We start from the raw sequence: 14,548 nt of genomic DNA, 5'->3' as shown, positions 1-14,548 counted from the left end.
GAACGGTCCGAAATCCCACAGTCCGTCGACCAGCGGTGGATCGGCCTCGTGGGGGCCCGGGTCCCGGGTCCCCACGAGGCGGTGATCAGCTCTGCCGGGCCTTCGGCGTCAGCCGGTTGCGGAGCAGCGCGAAGGCCACCACACCCACGGCCACCAGGGTGGACAGGACGACCTGGTCCCGGCCGCCGCCCGAGGCGGTGTCGGTGAGCATGTAGCCGAGCACGAACACGATCAGCGCGATCGTGGCCCATGTGAGGTACGGGAAGAGCCACATACGGACGACGAGCTTCTCCGGCGACTCGGCCTGGATGATGCGGCGCATGCGCAGCTGCGAGAAACAGATGACCAGCCAGACAAACAGGGCGATGGCACCCGAGGAGTTGAGCAGGAACAGGAAGACGGTGTCGGGCCAGGCGTAGTTGAAGAACACCGCGACGAAGCCGAAGACGACCGAGGCGAGAATCGCGGTCTGCGGCACACCCTGACGCTTGGTCCGGCCGAAGGCGGCGGGCGCGTCGCCGCGGCGGCCGAGGGAGAAGGCCATGCGGGAGGCGGTGTAGAGACCGGAGTTGAGGCAGGACAGCACCGAGGTGAGCACGATGAAGTTCATGACCTGACCGGCGTGCGCGATGCCGAGGGAGTCCAGGGCGGCGACGTACGAGCCGTCCTTGGTGATGGCCGGGGAGTTCCAGGGCAGCAGGGTCAGCACGATGAAGATCGAGCCGAGGTAGAAGACGGCGATCCGCCAGATGACGCTGTTGGTGGCCTTGGTGACCGCGCGCTGGGGGTCCTCGGACTCCCCGGCCGCCAGGGTGACGATCTCGCTGCCCATGAAGGAGAAGACGACCATCAGTACACCGGTGAGGATCTTGCCGGGTCCGTTGGGCAGGAAGCCGCCGTGCGCCGTGAGGTTGGACAGCCCCGCGGTGTCGCTGTGCGTGCCCGGCAGAATGCCGAAGACCGCCAGGAGACCGACCCCGATGAACGCGACGATCGCGACGACCTTGATCCCGGCGAACCAGAACTCGAACTCCCCGTAGGAGGCGACCGAGGCGAGGTTGGAGACGGTCAGCACGATCATCACGATCAGGGCCCAGGCCCACTGGGGCACGCCCGGGATCCAGCTCTCCAGGATCTTCGCGCCGGCGGTCGCCTCGACGGCGAGCACCACGACCCAGAAGAACCAGTACAGCCAGCCGATCGAGAACCCGGCCCAGCGGCCGAGCGCGCGGTCCGCGTAGGCGGAGAAGGAGCCGGAGGTCGGGTTGGCGGCGGCCATCTCACCCAGCATGCGCATCACGAGCACGACCAGGGCGCCCACGAGTGCGTACGACACGAGGATGCCGGGCCCCGCCGCGGCGATGCCGGAGCCGGAGCCGACGAACAGGCCCGCTCCGATCACACCGCCGATCGCGATCATCGACAGGTGACGGTTCTTCAGGCCGGCCTGCAGGCCGGATCCGGCTGGGGTGCTTTCAGTGGTGGTGACCGTGTCGGGGGCGGGGGCAGGGGGACGTGTTGTCATCTCGACATCCAGGGGACTGGCGGGGAATGGGGACGATTCCGTCGAAGCCGGACGGAGGTAGCCGTGCGGATTCCGCCGGGCGGGGTGCGCGGGGGTGCCGGGTCGGGGGTGGTGATCACGGACGCGGGGAGGGCATGGTGGACCACGACCGGAGGCCGGTGTCTGCCGTAGCGGCCACCCGGTGACGCTGAGGAAAATAGTTCAGGGCGATCAGAAAAAACAAGAGACCCAAAGCGCCCGAGCGGCGGCATCCGCGCGCCGCCCGACGGGGAAACGGCGCCCCCAGGCACACGCGCACACCCCCTCCACGCACCCCGCAGACGCACCCCTCCGGGCGTGAATCCCCAGCTCAGGGCCATGGCTTCGCGACCGCCTGAGCACCCTTCCCCGTTGCTGCCGGACCGGTCGCAGCAGGGTCTTGTTTAACTGTTCACCTTGCTCTAATTTTTTCCTCCAGCCGCCGTCCCCGCCCCTGGGAGCCCCTGTGCACCACACCCGCGCGAGCCCTCCTCCGGGGGCCGGGACCCCGTACAGCAGGCCGTTAGGGTGGCGTCGTGGTGAATGCAGCGGGCAAGTTCGGGCCTTACAACCAGCCGGGCCCGGCTCGGACGACGCCGGTCACCGGCGTGGGACACGCTCGCGCCCTGCCCGGCGGAGGCCAGAACGGATCGGATCTCGTCCGGTCGAGAATCGCTCTGCGGGTGCGCCTGCGCTCCGTTCGGCCTGGGGACCGGCTCCCCGACACGGGTGTCCTCGCCGAGGAACTCGGGATCAGCGAGATCACCGTCCGCCGCGCGCTGGAGGGCATGTGCCAGGACGGCCTCCTCGACCGCCGACGCGGCCGGGCGGGCGGAACGTTCGTCGCGCAGGACTGGGACACCGTCGTCGCCGTGATGCACGACGCCGAGGAGGCGGCTTCACTGGACGCCTTCCATCTGCTGCTCGAATGCGGCCTCGTGGCGCACAGTTCGGGAGAGATCCCGGCCGAGCGGCTGGCGGGTCTCCGAGCGCTGGTCGAGGAGATGGAACTGACGGATGATCCGGCCCAACTGGCCGAGTCGGAGGCCCGCTTCCACCTGGACCTCGCGGAGACGCTCGGCGGCGGGGGAATGCGCGAGTACGCCGCCGATCTGCTCGGCCGGCTCTGCCTGCTGCTGCCCGCGCCGCACCCCGCGGTGGTACGCGCGCAGAACCACTGCCACGCCGAACTGCTCACCGAACTGGGCCGAGGCGCGACCGACCCGGCCGTGCAGGCGGTGAAAGCACACCAGCGTTCCCGACACCGCTGACACCACTGACACCGCTGACACCGCTCGCGCCCGTCCCCCGACCGCCGAGAACCCGCGCCGACAGTCAATGCGGCGTCCCTCAGGTCACCACCGCACAAGGAGTTGCCGCCATGTCCGACCCCGGAGCCGGTCCGCTGCCCCCGCCGGGTCCTGTCGCCGGCGCCCCGCAGCGGCTGCGCGGCGGTGTCCTCGGCATGGCGGACATCGCCGCGGCCACGATGGCCAACGTCGGCCCGGCCATGAGCTTCTTCTTCGGTTTCGCCTTCCTGTCCACCACCGCCGGCGTGGCGTCACCCCTGACCATCGTCGCCGCGGGAATCGCGGTCGCGCTGCTCGGCAACACCCTGGCGGAGTTCTCCCGGGCCCACCCCTCGGCGGGCAGCTTCACCACCTTCGTGGGGAAGACCTTCGGGCCGGTCAGCGCGGTGACCACGGCGTTGCTCGCGGGGCTCGGCTACATCATCGCGATGGCCTCCGTCATCGCCATCTCCGGCGGGTTCGTCCAGATCACCCTGTACCACTACACCGGCGTGGACCTGCCGTGGATCATCTGGACACTGCTGCTGACCGGGCTGGCCGTGGGGCTGATGTTGCGCGGGATCGTGGTCTCCACCAAGTGGGCCGGCTACTTCTTCGGTGTCGAGATGCTGGTACTGGCCGTGGTCTCGGTCGCGGCGCTCGTGGAACACCGCGGCGGCCTCTCCCTCGATCCGTTCCTGCCCGGCCACATCAACCACGGCCTCAAGGGGCTGGCCGCGGGTTTCCCGCTCGCGGTGTACCTGTTCGTCGGCTGGGAGAACTCGGCCGCGCTCGCCGAGGAGACGGAGAACCCGCGGCGCAACGTCGGCCGCGCGGTGTTCTCCTCCGTCGCGATCATGACGGTGAGTTACGTCGTCTTCGCCTACGCCACGGTGACGGGCTTCGGCTACGACGTGAAGAGACTCGGGGCCTCCCCGATCCCCTTCGTCGAGGTGGCCCAGCACACCCTCGGCGCCCTGGCGTTCCTCACCTACCTGGGCGGTCTGACCTCCACGCTCGGCGTGCTGATCGCCGGCATCAACTCCCAGGCCCGCCTGGTGTTCAACGCCGGACGGGAGGGCCTGCTCCCGTCCTTCTTCGGCTATGTGCACCCCACCCGTCGTACTCCGAACAACGCGATCGTCACCTTCGCCGCGACCGCCCTGCTGATCATCGGCGGCTGGGGCCTGGGCCACCTGCTGGGATCCGGTGACGGCTCGATGAACCCGGTGGTCTTCTTCACCGAGTCCTCGACCCTCGGCACCATCCTGATCCTGCTGGTGTACCTCGCGTCCAACATCGCCCTGCCGCTGTACTACCGCCGCTACCGGCCGCAGGAGTTCCGGACGGTCCGGCACCTGGTGCTGCCCGCGCTCGGCGCCCTGGCCATCCTGGTCCCGCTGTACTACCTGGCCAAGCCGGGCCAGCCGGCCCCGTACAACTGGTTCCCCTACGCGGCACTGGCCACCCTGCTCGCCGCCGTCGGCTACGCGGCCCTCCTGGTCCGCCGCGATCCGACTCTGGCCGACCGGGTGGGGTCCGTGGTCGCTGACGCGGACTGAAGCGCGGGGTCACAGCTCCACGGCAGCCTCCTCGGACGGGGGTTGTGCAAAACGTTTTGGATCCTTAACGTCCGTTTCGAACGGAAGGATCCACATGACGCGCCGACTGATCGTGACCTCCTGCTCGGTGCTCGTCGTGCCCGAGCAGGGCCCCTGCAGGGTGGAGACCGACCAGGACATCCTGGTCGAGGACGGGGTGATCGCCTGGCTGGGCCCGGCGGGCTCCGGGCCGGAGGCGATCGGGGCCGAGACCGTCGACGGTACGGGACTGGTCGCCGTACCCGGACTCGTGAACTCCCACACCCACGGCCCGATGACGCTGATGCGCGGCGCCGCCGAGGACGTCAGCGTCGAGGACTGGTTCAACGAGCGGGTCTGGCCCATGGAGGTCAACCTCACCCCCGCCGACGTCGGACTCGGCGCGCAGCTGGCCTGTGCGGAGATGCTGCTCAGCGGGGTGACCACGTTCGCCGACCACTACTTCCACGCCGAGCGGATCGCCGACGCGGTCGTACGGACCGGAATCCGGGCCGACATCGCACCGACCTACTTCAGCAGCCGGGGTCGCGCGGCCCTGGAGGAGAGCGCCGAGACCGCCACCGCCCTGCACGGCATGGGCGACGGGCGGGTCACCGCGTCGCTGGGCCCGCACGCGCCGTACACCGTTGACGACGCCGACCTGGTCCGCCTCGCGGAGCTGGCGCGGGAGGCGGGCCTGCGGATCCACATCCACGCCGCCGAGCACCTGGAGCAGACCGAGTCGAGTCTCGCCCGGCGCGGCATCACCCCCGTCACGGTGCTGGAGCGGACCGGGGTGCTGGACGCGGGCGCGCTGATCGCGCACGGCTGCGGCATCGTCCCCGAGGACCTGCCGACGCTGGCGGCGCACCGGGACCGTACGGGCGTCGCCTGCTGCCCCAAGGTGTATCTGAAGCACGCGCTGCGTCCGCTCACCCCGGTACGGGGTCTGCTGGACGCCGGTGTCGCCGTCGGCGCCGGGACGGACGGGGCCGCCGGGCACAACACGCTCGACGTGTGGGAGGCGATGCGGCTGATCGCGCTGACCCAGAAGCAGGCCGAGCGGGACGCCACCTGGATGACGGTCTCCGACACCGTCCGGCTGGCCACGCGCGGCGGGGCCCGGGCACTCGGTCTCGGGGACCGGATCGGCGCCCTGGAGCCAGGCCGGGCCGCGGACATCGTGCTGGTCGACCTGGGCGGCGCGCACTGTCGGCCGGTCCACGACCCGGTGGCGGCCCTGGTCTACAGCGCCCGGGCGAGCGATGTCCGCACGGTCGTGGTGGACGGGCGGGTCGTCGTGCGCGACGGCCGGCTGCTGACCGTGGACCTGCCGGGTCTGCTGGCCGAGATCGAGGCACGCGTACCCGCCCTCCTCGACACCTCGCACGGCAGGGCGGTGCAGCACTATGACCCGTGAGCGGGACGAGGAAGCGGGCCGCCGCCGGGTGCGGCGACCCGCGTCGATCAAGGACGTGGCGGCCGCCGCCCGGGTCAGCCCGACCACGGTGTCCCATGTGCTGACCGGCAACCGGCCGGTCGCGGAGGAGACCGCCGAGCGGGTCCGCGCGGTCGTCAGCCGGCTGGGATACGTCCCGGCCTCCACGGCACGCAACCTCCAGGCCGGCTCGACCAACGTCATCGGGCTCCTGGTCCCCGACATCACCAACCAGTTCTTCGCCGAACTCGCCAAGGGCGTCGACGACGCGGCCCACGACCTGGGCTACGGCGTCATCCTGTGCAACACCGAGTTCGACCCGGACCGCGAGGACCGCTATCTGGAGATGCTCCGGGGCCGGTTCATCGACGGCATGGTGTACGCCTCCGGCTCACCGCCCTCGCGCGGCCGGCTGGCGTCGCTGCTCGGGCGGTTCCCCATCGCCCTGGCCGACGAGGTCGTCCCCGGGCTGCTGGAGCAGACCATCCTGGTCACCGCCGACCACCGCGCGGGCGGCCGGTTGATCGGGCAGCACCTGCGGGAGCTGGGCCACCGCCGGGTGCTGGCGATCAGCGGGCCGGTGGACCTGGTCAGCAGCCTGGAGCGGATCGCCGGTTTCCGGGAGGCGTTCGGCGACGCGGGCGTCACCGAGGTCGAGGGCGCGTTCGTCGAGCGGTCCGGTTACGACGTGGTCGCCGCTGCCCTGGACGGCGGCCGTCCGCGTCGCTTCACCGCCGTGTTCGCAGCCAACGACCTGATGGCGCTCGGCGCGGTCGCCGCCCTGGAGGACGCGGGACTGCGCGTCCCCGACGACGTCTCGGTGGCGGGCTTCGACGACATCATGCTCGCCTCCCGGGTCCACCCCCGCCTCACCACCGTCCACCAGCCCGCGTACGACGTCGGCCGCACGGCCGGCGCCCAGCTCCTCAGCTACGTCCACCGCGACGAGGTGCCCCCCGCCTCCCGGCACATCCTGCCGGTCCGGCTGAAGGTCCGCGCCAGCACGGCGCCCGTGCGCCCGGCCCCCTGACCGGGACACAGCCGCCCCGCCACCTCGCCATCTCAACACCCAACACCCCCTGTGAAAGACACCCCTTATGAAAGGCCGTACAGCGATGCCCCATGTCCTCGTCGTGGGTGAGTCCTGGTTCACCCACTCCGTCCACCAGAAGGGTTTCGACTCCTTCTTCACCTCCGAGTACGTCGAGGGCGCCCAGGTCTTCCTCGACGCGCTGCGCGACCGGGGTCACACGGTGACCTACGTCCCGGCGCACGAGATAGCGCGCAGAGTGCCCGCCACCGCCGAGGAACTGGACGCCTACGACGTCGTCGTGATCAGCGATGTCGGGGCCAACAGCTTCCAGCTCACCCCGCAGACCTTCGCCCATTCGATCCCCGCACCGGACCGCACAGAACTGCTCCGGGCGTACGTCGAGCGCGGCGGCGGCCTGCTGATGGTCGGCGGCTACCTCACCTTCACCGGCATCGACGCCAAGGCCCGCTGGGGCCGCACCCCGCTGGCCGCCGCGCTGCCGGTCGCCCTGCACGACCGGGACGACCGGGTGGAACTGCCCGCAGGCGCCGCACCCCGGGTTCTCGGCCGGCACCCGGTGGTCGACGGGCTGGACGCGACCTGGCCGGACCTGCTCGGCCTCAACGAGGTGGCGGTACGGGACGGCGCGGAGCTGCTCGTCGAGTGCGCGGGCCATCCGCTGCTGGCGGTGGGCGGTTACGGCGCGGGCAGGTCGGCGGCCTTCACGTCCGACCTGGCGCCGCACTGGGCCCCGCCCGCCTTCCTGGAGTGGGAGGGCTACCCCGAGGTGTGGGACCGCCTGGTCCGCTGGCTGGCCGGCACCCCGGCCGAGGAGGCGGTCTGATGGTCACCGCCCACATCGCGGCCTCCCCCGGTGACTTCGCGCCGGACGTGCTGATGCCCGGTGATCCGCGCCGGGCACGCCGGATCGCGGAAACGATCCTCCAGGACGCCCGGCTGGTCACCTCCGTGCGCGGCATCGAGGGGTACACCGGAACGTACCGAGGGATGCCTCTGTCCGTGCTGGCCTCGGGTATGGGGATGCCGTCCGTCACGATCTACGCGACCGAGCTGTTCCGCTTCTACGGCGTGCGCCGCATCGTGCGGGTGGGCACCGCGGGCGCCCTCCCCGCCTCGGTGGGCCTGCGGGACGTCGTCGTGGCCACCGCCGCCCACACCGACTCGGCGATGGGCAGCGGCCGTATCGACGGAGTGCACCTCAGTCACGCCGCCTCCTTCAGCCTGGCCGCTGCGGCCGCACGGGCCGCCGGGGACGAGGACGGAGCCGGACCGCGCACGCACATCGGGCCGGTGTTCACCACCGACCACTTCTATCTGGAGCGACCGGAGCTGTTCGAGCGGTTGGAGGCCCACGGGACCCTCGCCGTCGAGATGGAGGCCGCCGGCCTGTACGCGACCGCAGCCGCCGAGGGCGGCCAGGCGCTCGCCGTCCTGACGGTCAGCGACCACGTGCGCCACGCGCAGGCGCTCACCCCGGCCGAACGTGAGACCGACTTCGACAGGGCCGTCACCATCGCGGCCACCGCGCTGCTGCCGGAAACAATCTCCTAACGCGAAAGCACACAAAGACCCATAGCCAAAACGTTTTGCATTGCATAGCTTTCGGCCAATGGACAGGGAAAATCCTCGCAGTGAAAGGCAATCGCGAACGATGAACAAGATCAGAATTATGGGAGGCGTCGCGGCGCTCTCCCTCACCCTCGCCGCATGCGGCGCCTCGACGGACTCCGACTCTTCCTCCTCCGGTGATTCGGGCAAGCCGAGAATCAAGTTTGTCATCAACGGAAACCTCGGCGACCGTTCCTTCTTCGACTCCGCGTACGCGGGCCTGCAGAAGACGGAGAAGGACCTCGGCTACAGCCTGAAGGTCGTCGAGCTGGGCAGCGACCGCACCAAGTGGGCCTCCGGCTTCGAGGACGCCGCCGCCGGTGACGACTACGACGTGCTCGCGGCGGGCACCGTCGACACGGTCGACCTCATCTCCAAACTGGCCCCGGAATACCCGGACAAGAAGTTCTGGCTCTTCGACGGTTCCGTGGACTACACGGGCAAGAGCGGCTGTTCCAACAAGTGCGCGAACGTCTACTCGGTCACCTTCAAGCAGAACGAGGCCGCCTATCTCGCCGGATTCCTCGCCGACAAACTCGTCTCCGCCAAGTCCCTTCCCGGCAGCGCCGGAAACGGGAAGGTGGGGGTGATCGGCGGAGTGAAGATTCCCGTCATCGAGGACTTCGTCGTCGGCTTCAAGGCGGGCTTCGAGGCGGCGGGCGGAAATCCGTCCTCCGGTGTTCTCGTGCAGTACGTCGGCGGCGACAACCCGTTCGGCGACCCGGCGAAGGGCAAGCAGATCGCCTCGGCGATGTACGGGCAGGGCGCCGAACTGGTGTGGCCCGTCGCCGGATCCTCCGGACTCGGTGTGTTCGAGTCGGCAGTCGCCGCCAAGCGGTACGCCTTCGGTGTCGACTCCGACCAGTACAAGACGCTCACCGACCCCGCTCAGCGGGACACCGTCGTCACCTCCATCCTCAAGAACGCCGGCAACGCCCTCTACCTGGCGGCCAAGGCGAACAAGGCGGGCACGCTCGCCTACGGGAAGCCCGCCGCGGTGGGCCTGGCCGAGGACGGCGTGGGTTACGTGGACAACGCCAACTTCGACAAGCTCGTCCCCGCCGCCGTACGCGCCGAACTGGAGGCGCAGGCCGCGAAGGTCAAGTCCGGTGCCGTCAAGGTCCCTTCGGCCTTCTGACCTCCGAGGAACACTGGTGGAACCCATCGAGGAAAACGGCGCGACCGGGCACGGCGCCGCGGAGAAGGCCCCTCCCGCCCTTGCGGCCACGGGCCTGGGCAAGACCTACCCCAACGGCACCCGCGCCGTGATCGACGTCGACCTGTCGGTGCCCGTCGGCGAGATCAGGGCGATCGTCGGGCAGAACGGCGCCGGCAAGTCCACCCTGATGAAGCTGCTGTACGGGCTCGAACAGCCGTCGGCCGGCCGACTCAGCGTGCACGGCAGGCCGGTCAGGTTCTCCCGGCCGCAGGACGCCATCGCCCTCGGGGTCGGAATGGTCCACCAGAACCTCATGCTGGTGCCGTCGTTCACCATCGCCGAGAACGTCGTCCTCGGTGTCGAGCCGGGCCGGGCGGGCCGCGTCGACCGCGTGGCCGCCGCCGAACGTACCGCCGCGCTGGCCGAGGAGGCGGGGCTCGCCGTCGACCCGGAGGCCAGGGTCGACGCGGTGTCGGTGGGGATGCGCCAGCGCGCCGAGATCCTCAAGGCCCTGCACCGGGGCGCCCGCATCCTGATCCTCGACGAGCCCACCGCCGTGCTCACCCCTCAGGAGACCACCGATCTGTTCAGCGCGGTCCGCAGGCTGCGCGACGGGGGCATGACCGTGCTGTTCATCTCGCACAAGCTCAAGGAGGTACGGGAGATCAGCGACCGCGTCACCGTCATGCGCGCCGGTTCGATGATCGCGACCGTACGCACCGAGGAGGCGACCCCGGCGCAGCTCGCGTCCATGATGGTCGGCCGGGAGATGACCCTCGACGTGACCAAGCCCCCGGCCCGCCCCGGAGCGGGAGTGCTGCGGGTACGGGAACTCTCCGGCCCCTCGGTGCACGACGTGTCCCTCGACATCGCGGCCGGTGAAATCGTCGGCCTCGCGGGCGTCGAGGGCAACGGCCAGACCGAACTCGTCGAACTCCTCGCCGGACTGCGCCGCCCCACCGCCGGAACGGTCACCGTGGACGGCACCGACGTCACCCACCTCGACGCGGCGGGCCACCGCCGGGCCGGTGTCGCCCACGTACCCGAGGACCGGCTGTCCAACGGGGCCGCCCTCGACCGCTCCATCGCCGACAACCTGATCGTCGACCGCCACAACCGGCCCCCCGTCGCCCGCCGAGGCATCCTGCGCACCCGCCGCATCCGTGAACTGGCCGAGGACCTGATCGGCCGGTACGCGATCCGCGCCCCGCATCCCGACGCGACGGCCGGTTCACTGTCCGGCGGCAACCTGCAGAAGGTCGTCGTCGCCCGCGAACTGTCCGCCCGGCCACGCCTGTTGCTCGCCGCCCAGCTGACCCGGGGTGTCGACATCGGCGCCATGCAGTTCATGTACGAGCGGCTCGTCGAGGCCCGGGACGCGGGCGCGGCGGTGCTCCTTGTCTCCGCCGACCTCGGTGAACTGCTCGCGCTGTCCGACCGGTTGCTGGTCATCAAGGACGGCCGACTCGTCGCCCGCTTCGACGACCCGGCCGGGCTCACCGAGGAGGCCACCGGCCTGTACATGCTCGGCGTGGAGCGGCATTCCGACGAGCGGATCACGGCAGGTGTCCGATGACCTCGATCCTGAAACCCGGAGCGGACGCGGAACGGCAGGGGCGGCCCGAGGCGCAGGGACGCCGGGACTTTCTGGCCACCCGCCGCCGTACGGCCGTCGTCGAGCTGACGATGACCGTGCTGACCGTCGCCGTCGCCGTCCTCATCGCCTTCCTGGTGGTCCTCGCCACCGGCAAGGACGCCACCGGCGCGCTGAACGCCCTGCTCACCGGCCCGCTGGAGCGCACCCCCCGGATCGGCCGCTGGCTCGCCGACGCCACCACCCTGGCGCTGCTCGGCCTGTCCGTGTCGATCCCCTTCCGGGCCCGGCAGATCAGCCTCGGCGCGGAGAGCCAGGTGTACGTCGGCGCGCTGGCGAGCGCCCTGGTGGCGATCCATCTGCATCTGCCGCCGGTCGCCGCCATCGTGGTGCCGCTCGCTGTCGCCGCCCTCGCCGGGGGCGCGCTGGGCGCGGTCCCGGGGGTGATGAAGGCCCGCCTGGGTGCCAACGAGATCGTGGCGACCCTGATGCTGAACGCCGTCGTCGTACGCGTCTTCGACTACCTCCTCACCGACCACATCAAGGCGCCCGACAGCAGCGCCGTGCAGTCCGCCCCGGTACGGCCGGACTCAGCCCTGCCTCTCCTCTCCGACTTCTTCGGCGTCCCGCTGGACCAGGCGAACATCGGCCTGTTCGGGATGCTCGCGGTGGCCGCCGCCGTCTGGTTCCTGCTCGCCAGGACCCCGCTCGGCTACCGCATCCGGATCACCGGCTCCAACCCGGACTTCGCCCGCTACGGCGGCCTCGACGTGCCGCGCACCATCGAGTGGAGCTTCGTCATCGGCGGCGCGCTCGCCGGTCTCGCCGGGGCGCATCTCGCGCTCGGCGTCTACGGCGGGCTCCAGCCCGACATGGCCGGCGGTCTGGCCTTCGAGGGCATCGTCGTCGCCCTGCTGGGCCGCAACAACCCGGTCGGTGTGGTCGCCGCCGCGCTCCTCTACGCGTATCTGCGGGTCGGCGGCGATGTGATGGAGCAGCAGACCGACGTCGGCTCCGAGGCCGTGACCATCATCCAGGCGGTCATCGTGCTGCTCGTGACCGCCCGGGCGCTGCCCGAACTCGTCAAGCGGTACCTCGCCCGAAGGGAGGCCCGCTGATGGGCCCCGTCCTCGACGTCGTGCTCAGCACCGGATTCCTCGCGGCGATCCTCGGGGTGTCCACGCCGTACGTCCTCGCCGCCCTCGGGGGTCTGCTGGCCGAGCGGGCCGGCGTGCCCAACATCGCGCTGGAGGGCTCGATGCTGACCGCCGCCTGCACGGGTGCGCTGGTCGCCGGGTACAGCGGCTCGGTATGGGCGGGGGCCGCCTGCGGGATCGCCGGGGGCGCGCTCCTCGCGCTGCTGCTCGGCGTACTGCACCTGTACCTCGGCGCGGATCCCATCATCGCGGGCATCGGCCTCAACCTCCTGGCGGCGGGCGCGACGGCGTACACCGTGTACGCGCTCCTCGGTGACAAGGGCGGGACCAGCAGGCTGCACAGCGGGGCGCTGCCCTCGGTCCGGCTGCCGCTGATCGAGGACGTTCCCGGCCTGGGCGCGGTGCTCAGCGGGCAGAACGTGCTGACCTGGGCCGCGCTCGCCGCCGCCCCGGCGGTGGCCTGGCTGCTGTACCGGGCCCGGTTCGGCTTCCATCTGCGTGCGGTCGGTGAGCATCCCGAGGCGGCCCGCTCGGTGGGCATCCATGTGCACCGGGTCCAGTTCCGCGCCCTCGCGCTCAGCGGTGCGCTGGCCGGGGCGGCCGGGGTGTTCCTGAGCATGGGCGCGGTGTCGTTCTTCGTCACCGGTATGACCGCGGGCCGCGGCTACATCGCCCTGGCCGCCGTGTTCCTGGGTGCTCTGCGTCCCTGGGGTGTCTTCCTCGCCGCCCTCGGTTTCGGCACCGCCGAGGCCCTCGCCGTGCAGCTCGGCAACCTGGACATCCCGTCGCAGCTGGTCTCCGCGATCCCGTACGCCATCACCCTGCTCGCGCTCGCCTTCTTCGCCTGGCGACGCCGTCGCGCGTCCCGTACCGCGCCCGCGTCCCCGCCCGGCCTGCCCACCCCGCACCTTACGGAGACCCCATGAGCATCCGTGCCACCCGTGCCCGGATCATCGCCACCGCAGTCGCCCTGGCCGCACTTCCGGCCCTCTCCGGCGCCCCGGCCGCCGCCGCCCACGACAGCGGCGTACGGCTGGACTTCCTGGGTGAGCGGGAGCTGCCGAACGCCATGGCCTTCCAGGGCACCACCGTCGGCGGGCTTTCCGCCATCGGCTACGACGCGAAGTCCGGCACGTACTACGTGATCAGCGACGACCGGTCACAGACCGGCCCCGCCCGCTTCTACACCGCCCGCGTCGACCTCACCGGCGGCACCCTCAAGGGCGTCGAGCTCACCGGCACCCACCCCTGGCTCCGCCCGGACGGCACCACCTTCCCGCCCACCTCGACCGCCACCGCCACCGCCACCGCCACCGCCACCGCCACCGTCGCACCCGACCCGGAGGGCATCGCCGTAGACCCGCGTGACGGCGGCCTGGTCTGGACGAGCGAGGGCGAGCGCATCGTCCCGTCGGACGGCCCGGCCCTGCTCGGCGACCCCTGGATCCGCCGCGCCACCACGACCGGCGCCTACGCCGGACAGCTTCCACTCCCCCCGCAACTGCACATGAACTCCCAGGAGTTCGGCCCCCGAAGGAACCAGACCCTGGAAGGAGTCACCTTCACCCCGGACGGCCGGCGGATCGTGACCGCCATGGAGGACCCCCTCTACCAGGACGGCGACGACCCCACCCCCGAGCACGGCGCGCTCACCCGTATCACCGTCCACGACGCCCGCACGGGGCAGCCGCTGGCCCAGTACGCCTATCCGCTGGAGCCGCTGTTCGCCGCGACCCCGGCGGGCAGCACCGACACCAACGGGGTCAGCGACCTCGTGGCCCTCGGCCACGACCGCTTCCTGGTCCTGGAGCGCGCCTCGATCTTCGCCGACAACAACTGGAAGGCGCGGATCTATCTGGTCGACCTGCACGGCGCGACGGACGTCCTCGGCCGCGACTCGCTCACTGACGGGTCCGCACGACCCGTCCAACCGGTGCGCAAGACGCTGCTGAGCGACCTGTCGGACGTACCCGGCCTGTCCCGGGTCGACAACGTCGAGGGCATCACCCTCGGCCCGCGTCTCCCGGACGGCCGCCGCGCCGTCGTTCTGGTGTCCGACGACAACTTCGCCGCACGTGAGGTGACTCAGTTCATCGCCTTCGCGGCCCACGGCGTCTGAGCCGTCG

At 71.1% G+C, this 14,548-nt stretch carries 12 protein-coding genes; 11 read left to right on the top strand and 1 reads right to left on the bottom strand.

The annotated features are described in order from the left end of the window. Positions 1–85 precede the first annotated feature (85 nt). A complete protein-coding gene (locus ABZ855_RS04290; RefSeq protein ID WP_360800625.1) occupies positions 86–1,525 on the bottom strand; it encodes an amino acid permease in 1,440 nt (479 codons plus the stop codon). Between the two features lie 554 nt (positions 1,526–2,079). Here ABZ855_RS04290 and ABZ855_RS04285 point away from each other — a divergent pair. From ABZ855_RS04285 to ABZ855_RS04235, 11 genes are all read left to right on the top strand, one after another. Next, positions 2,080–2,814, top strand: a complete 735-nt coding sequence (locus ABZ855_RS04285) for an FCD domain-containing protein (RefSeq protein WP_360800621.1) — start codon at positions 2,080–2,082, stop codon at positions 2,812–2,814. A 110-nt stretch (positions 2,815–2,924) separates the two neighbouring features. Then, positions 2,925–4,394, top strand: a complete 1,470-nt coding sequence (locus ABZ855_RS04280; RefSeq protein ID WP_360800618.1) for an APC family permease — start codon at positions 2,925–2,927, stop codon at positions 4,392–4,394. 94 nt (positions 4,395–4,488) lie between these two features. Further along, a complete protein-coding gene (locus ABZ855_RS04275) occupies positions 4,489–5,832 on the top strand; it encodes an amidohydrolase (protein ID WP_360800616.1) in 1,344 nt (447 codons plus the stop codon). Further along, on the top strand, positions 5,822–6,880 hold the full coding sequence (locus ABZ855_RS04270) for a LacI family DNA-binding transcriptional regulator (RefSeq protein ID WP_360800614.1): 1,059 nt from the start codon (positions 5,822–5,824) through the stop codon (positions 6,878–6,880). The genes ABZ855_RS04275 and ABZ855_RS04270 overlap by 11 nt, the downstream gene beginning before the upstream one ends. Before the next feature lie 67 nt (positions 6,881–6,947). Further along, positions 6,948–7,727: a glutamine amidotransferase gene (locus ABZ855_RS04265; RefSeq protein ID WP_360800612.1), complete on the top strand. Its 780-nt coding sequence runs from the start codon at positions 6,948–6,950 to the stop codon at positions 7,725–7,727. After that, on the top strand, positions 7,727–8,455 hold the full coding sequence (deoD, locus tag ABZ855_RS04260; protein WP_360800609.1) for a purine-nucleoside phosphorylase: 729 nt from the start codon (positions 7,727–7,729) through the stop codon (positions 8,453–8,455). The genes ABZ855_RS04265 and deoD overlap by 1 nt, the downstream gene beginning before the upstream one ends. 100 nt (positions 8,456–8,555) lie before the next feature. Next, a complete protein-coding gene (locus ABZ855_RS04255; RefSeq protein ID WP_360800606.1) occupies positions 8,556–9,650 on the top strand; it encodes a BMP family ABC transporter substrate-binding protein in 1,095 nt (364 codons plus the stop codon). Positions 9,651–9,666: 16 nt separating this feature from the next. After that, the gene (locus tag ABZ855_RS04250; RefSeq protein ID WP_360800602.1) at positions 9,667–11,247 is read left to right on the top strand and encodes an ABC transporter ATP-binding protein; all 1,581 of its coding nucleotides are present in this window, start codon (positions 9,667–9,669) and stop codon (positions 11,245–11,247) included. Beyond that, entirely contained in the window at positions 11,244–12,383 is a 1,140-nt protein-coding gene (locus tag ABZ855_RS04245) for an ABC transporter permease (RefSeq protein ID WP_360800599.1), read from the top strand. The genes ABZ855_RS04250 and ABZ855_RS04245 overlap by 4 nt, the downstream gene beginning before the upstream one ends. Continuing rightward, a complete protein-coding gene (locus ABZ855_RS04240; RefSeq protein ID WP_360800597.1) occupies positions 12,383–13,348 on the top strand; it encodes an ABC transporter permease in 966 nt (321 codons plus the stop codon). The genes ABZ855_RS04245 and ABZ855_RS04240 overlap by 1 nt, the downstream gene beginning before the upstream one ends. After that, positions 13,345–14,541, top strand: coding sequence for an esterase-like activity of phytase family protein (locus ABZ855_RS04235; RefSeq protein WP_360800594.1), 1,197 nt, complete (start codon positions 13,345–13,347; stop codon positions 14,539–14,541). The genes ABZ855_RS04240 and ABZ855_RS04235 overlap by 4 nt, the downstream gene beginning before the upstream one ends. The last annotated feature ends 7 nt before the right edge of the window (positions 14,542–14,548 follow it).

Origin of the sequence: Streptomyces sp. NPDC047042 (assembly GCF_040644035.1) — a bacterium.
In the GTDB taxonomy this organism is placed as follows: Bacteria; Actinomycetota; Actinomycetes; order Streptomycetales; family Streptomycetaceae; genus Streptomyces.
The sequence above is the reverse complement of the archived record's forward strand: the minus strand, read 5'-3'. Positions and strand labels throughout refer to the sequence as shown.

Excerpts from the sequence above, each read along its gene's own strand:
- ABZ855_RS04290 (WP_360800625.1), bottom strand. The coding sequence starts at position 1,525 with ATGACAACACGTCCCCCTGCCCCCGCCCCCGACACGGTCACCACCACT.
- ABZ855_RS04280 (WP_360800618.1), top strand. The coding sequence starts at position 2,925 with ATGTCCGACCCCGGAGCCGGTCCGCTGCCCCCGCCGGGTCCTGTCGCC.
- ABZ855_RS04275 (WP_360800616.1), top strand. The coding sequence starts at position 4,489 with ATGACGCGCCGACTGATCGTGACCTCCTGCTCGGTGCTCGTCGTGCCC.
- ABZ855_RS04270 (WP_360800614.1), top strand. The coding sequence starts at position 5,822 with ATGACCCGTGAGCGGGACGAGGAAGCGGGCCGCCGCCGGGTGCGGCGA.
- ABZ855_RS04265 (WP_360800612.1), top strand. The coding sequence starts at position 6,948 with ATGAAAGGCCGTACAGCGATGCCCCATGTCCTCGTCGTGGGTGAGTCC.
- deoD (WP_360800609.1), top strand. The coding sequence starts at position 7,727 with ATGGTCACCGCCCACATCGCGGCCTCCCCCGGTGACTTCGCGCCGGAC.
- ABZ855_RS04255 (WP_360800606.1), top strand. The coding sequence starts at position 8,556 with ATGAACAAGATCAGAATTATGGGAGGCGTCGCGGCGCTCTCCCTCACC.
- ABZ855_RS04245 (WP_360800599.1), top strand. The coding sequence starts at position 11,244 with ATGACCTCGATCCTGAAACCCGGAGCGGACGCGGAACGGCAGGGGCGG.
- ABZ855_RS04240 (WP_360800597.1), top strand. The coding sequence starts at position 12,383 with ATGGGCCCCGTCCTCGACGTCGTGCTCAGCACCGGATTCCTCGCGGCG.
- ABZ855_RS04235 (WP_360800594.1), top strand. The coding sequence starts at position 13,345 with ATGAGCATCCGTGCCACCCGTGCCCGGATCATCGCCACCGCAGTCGCC.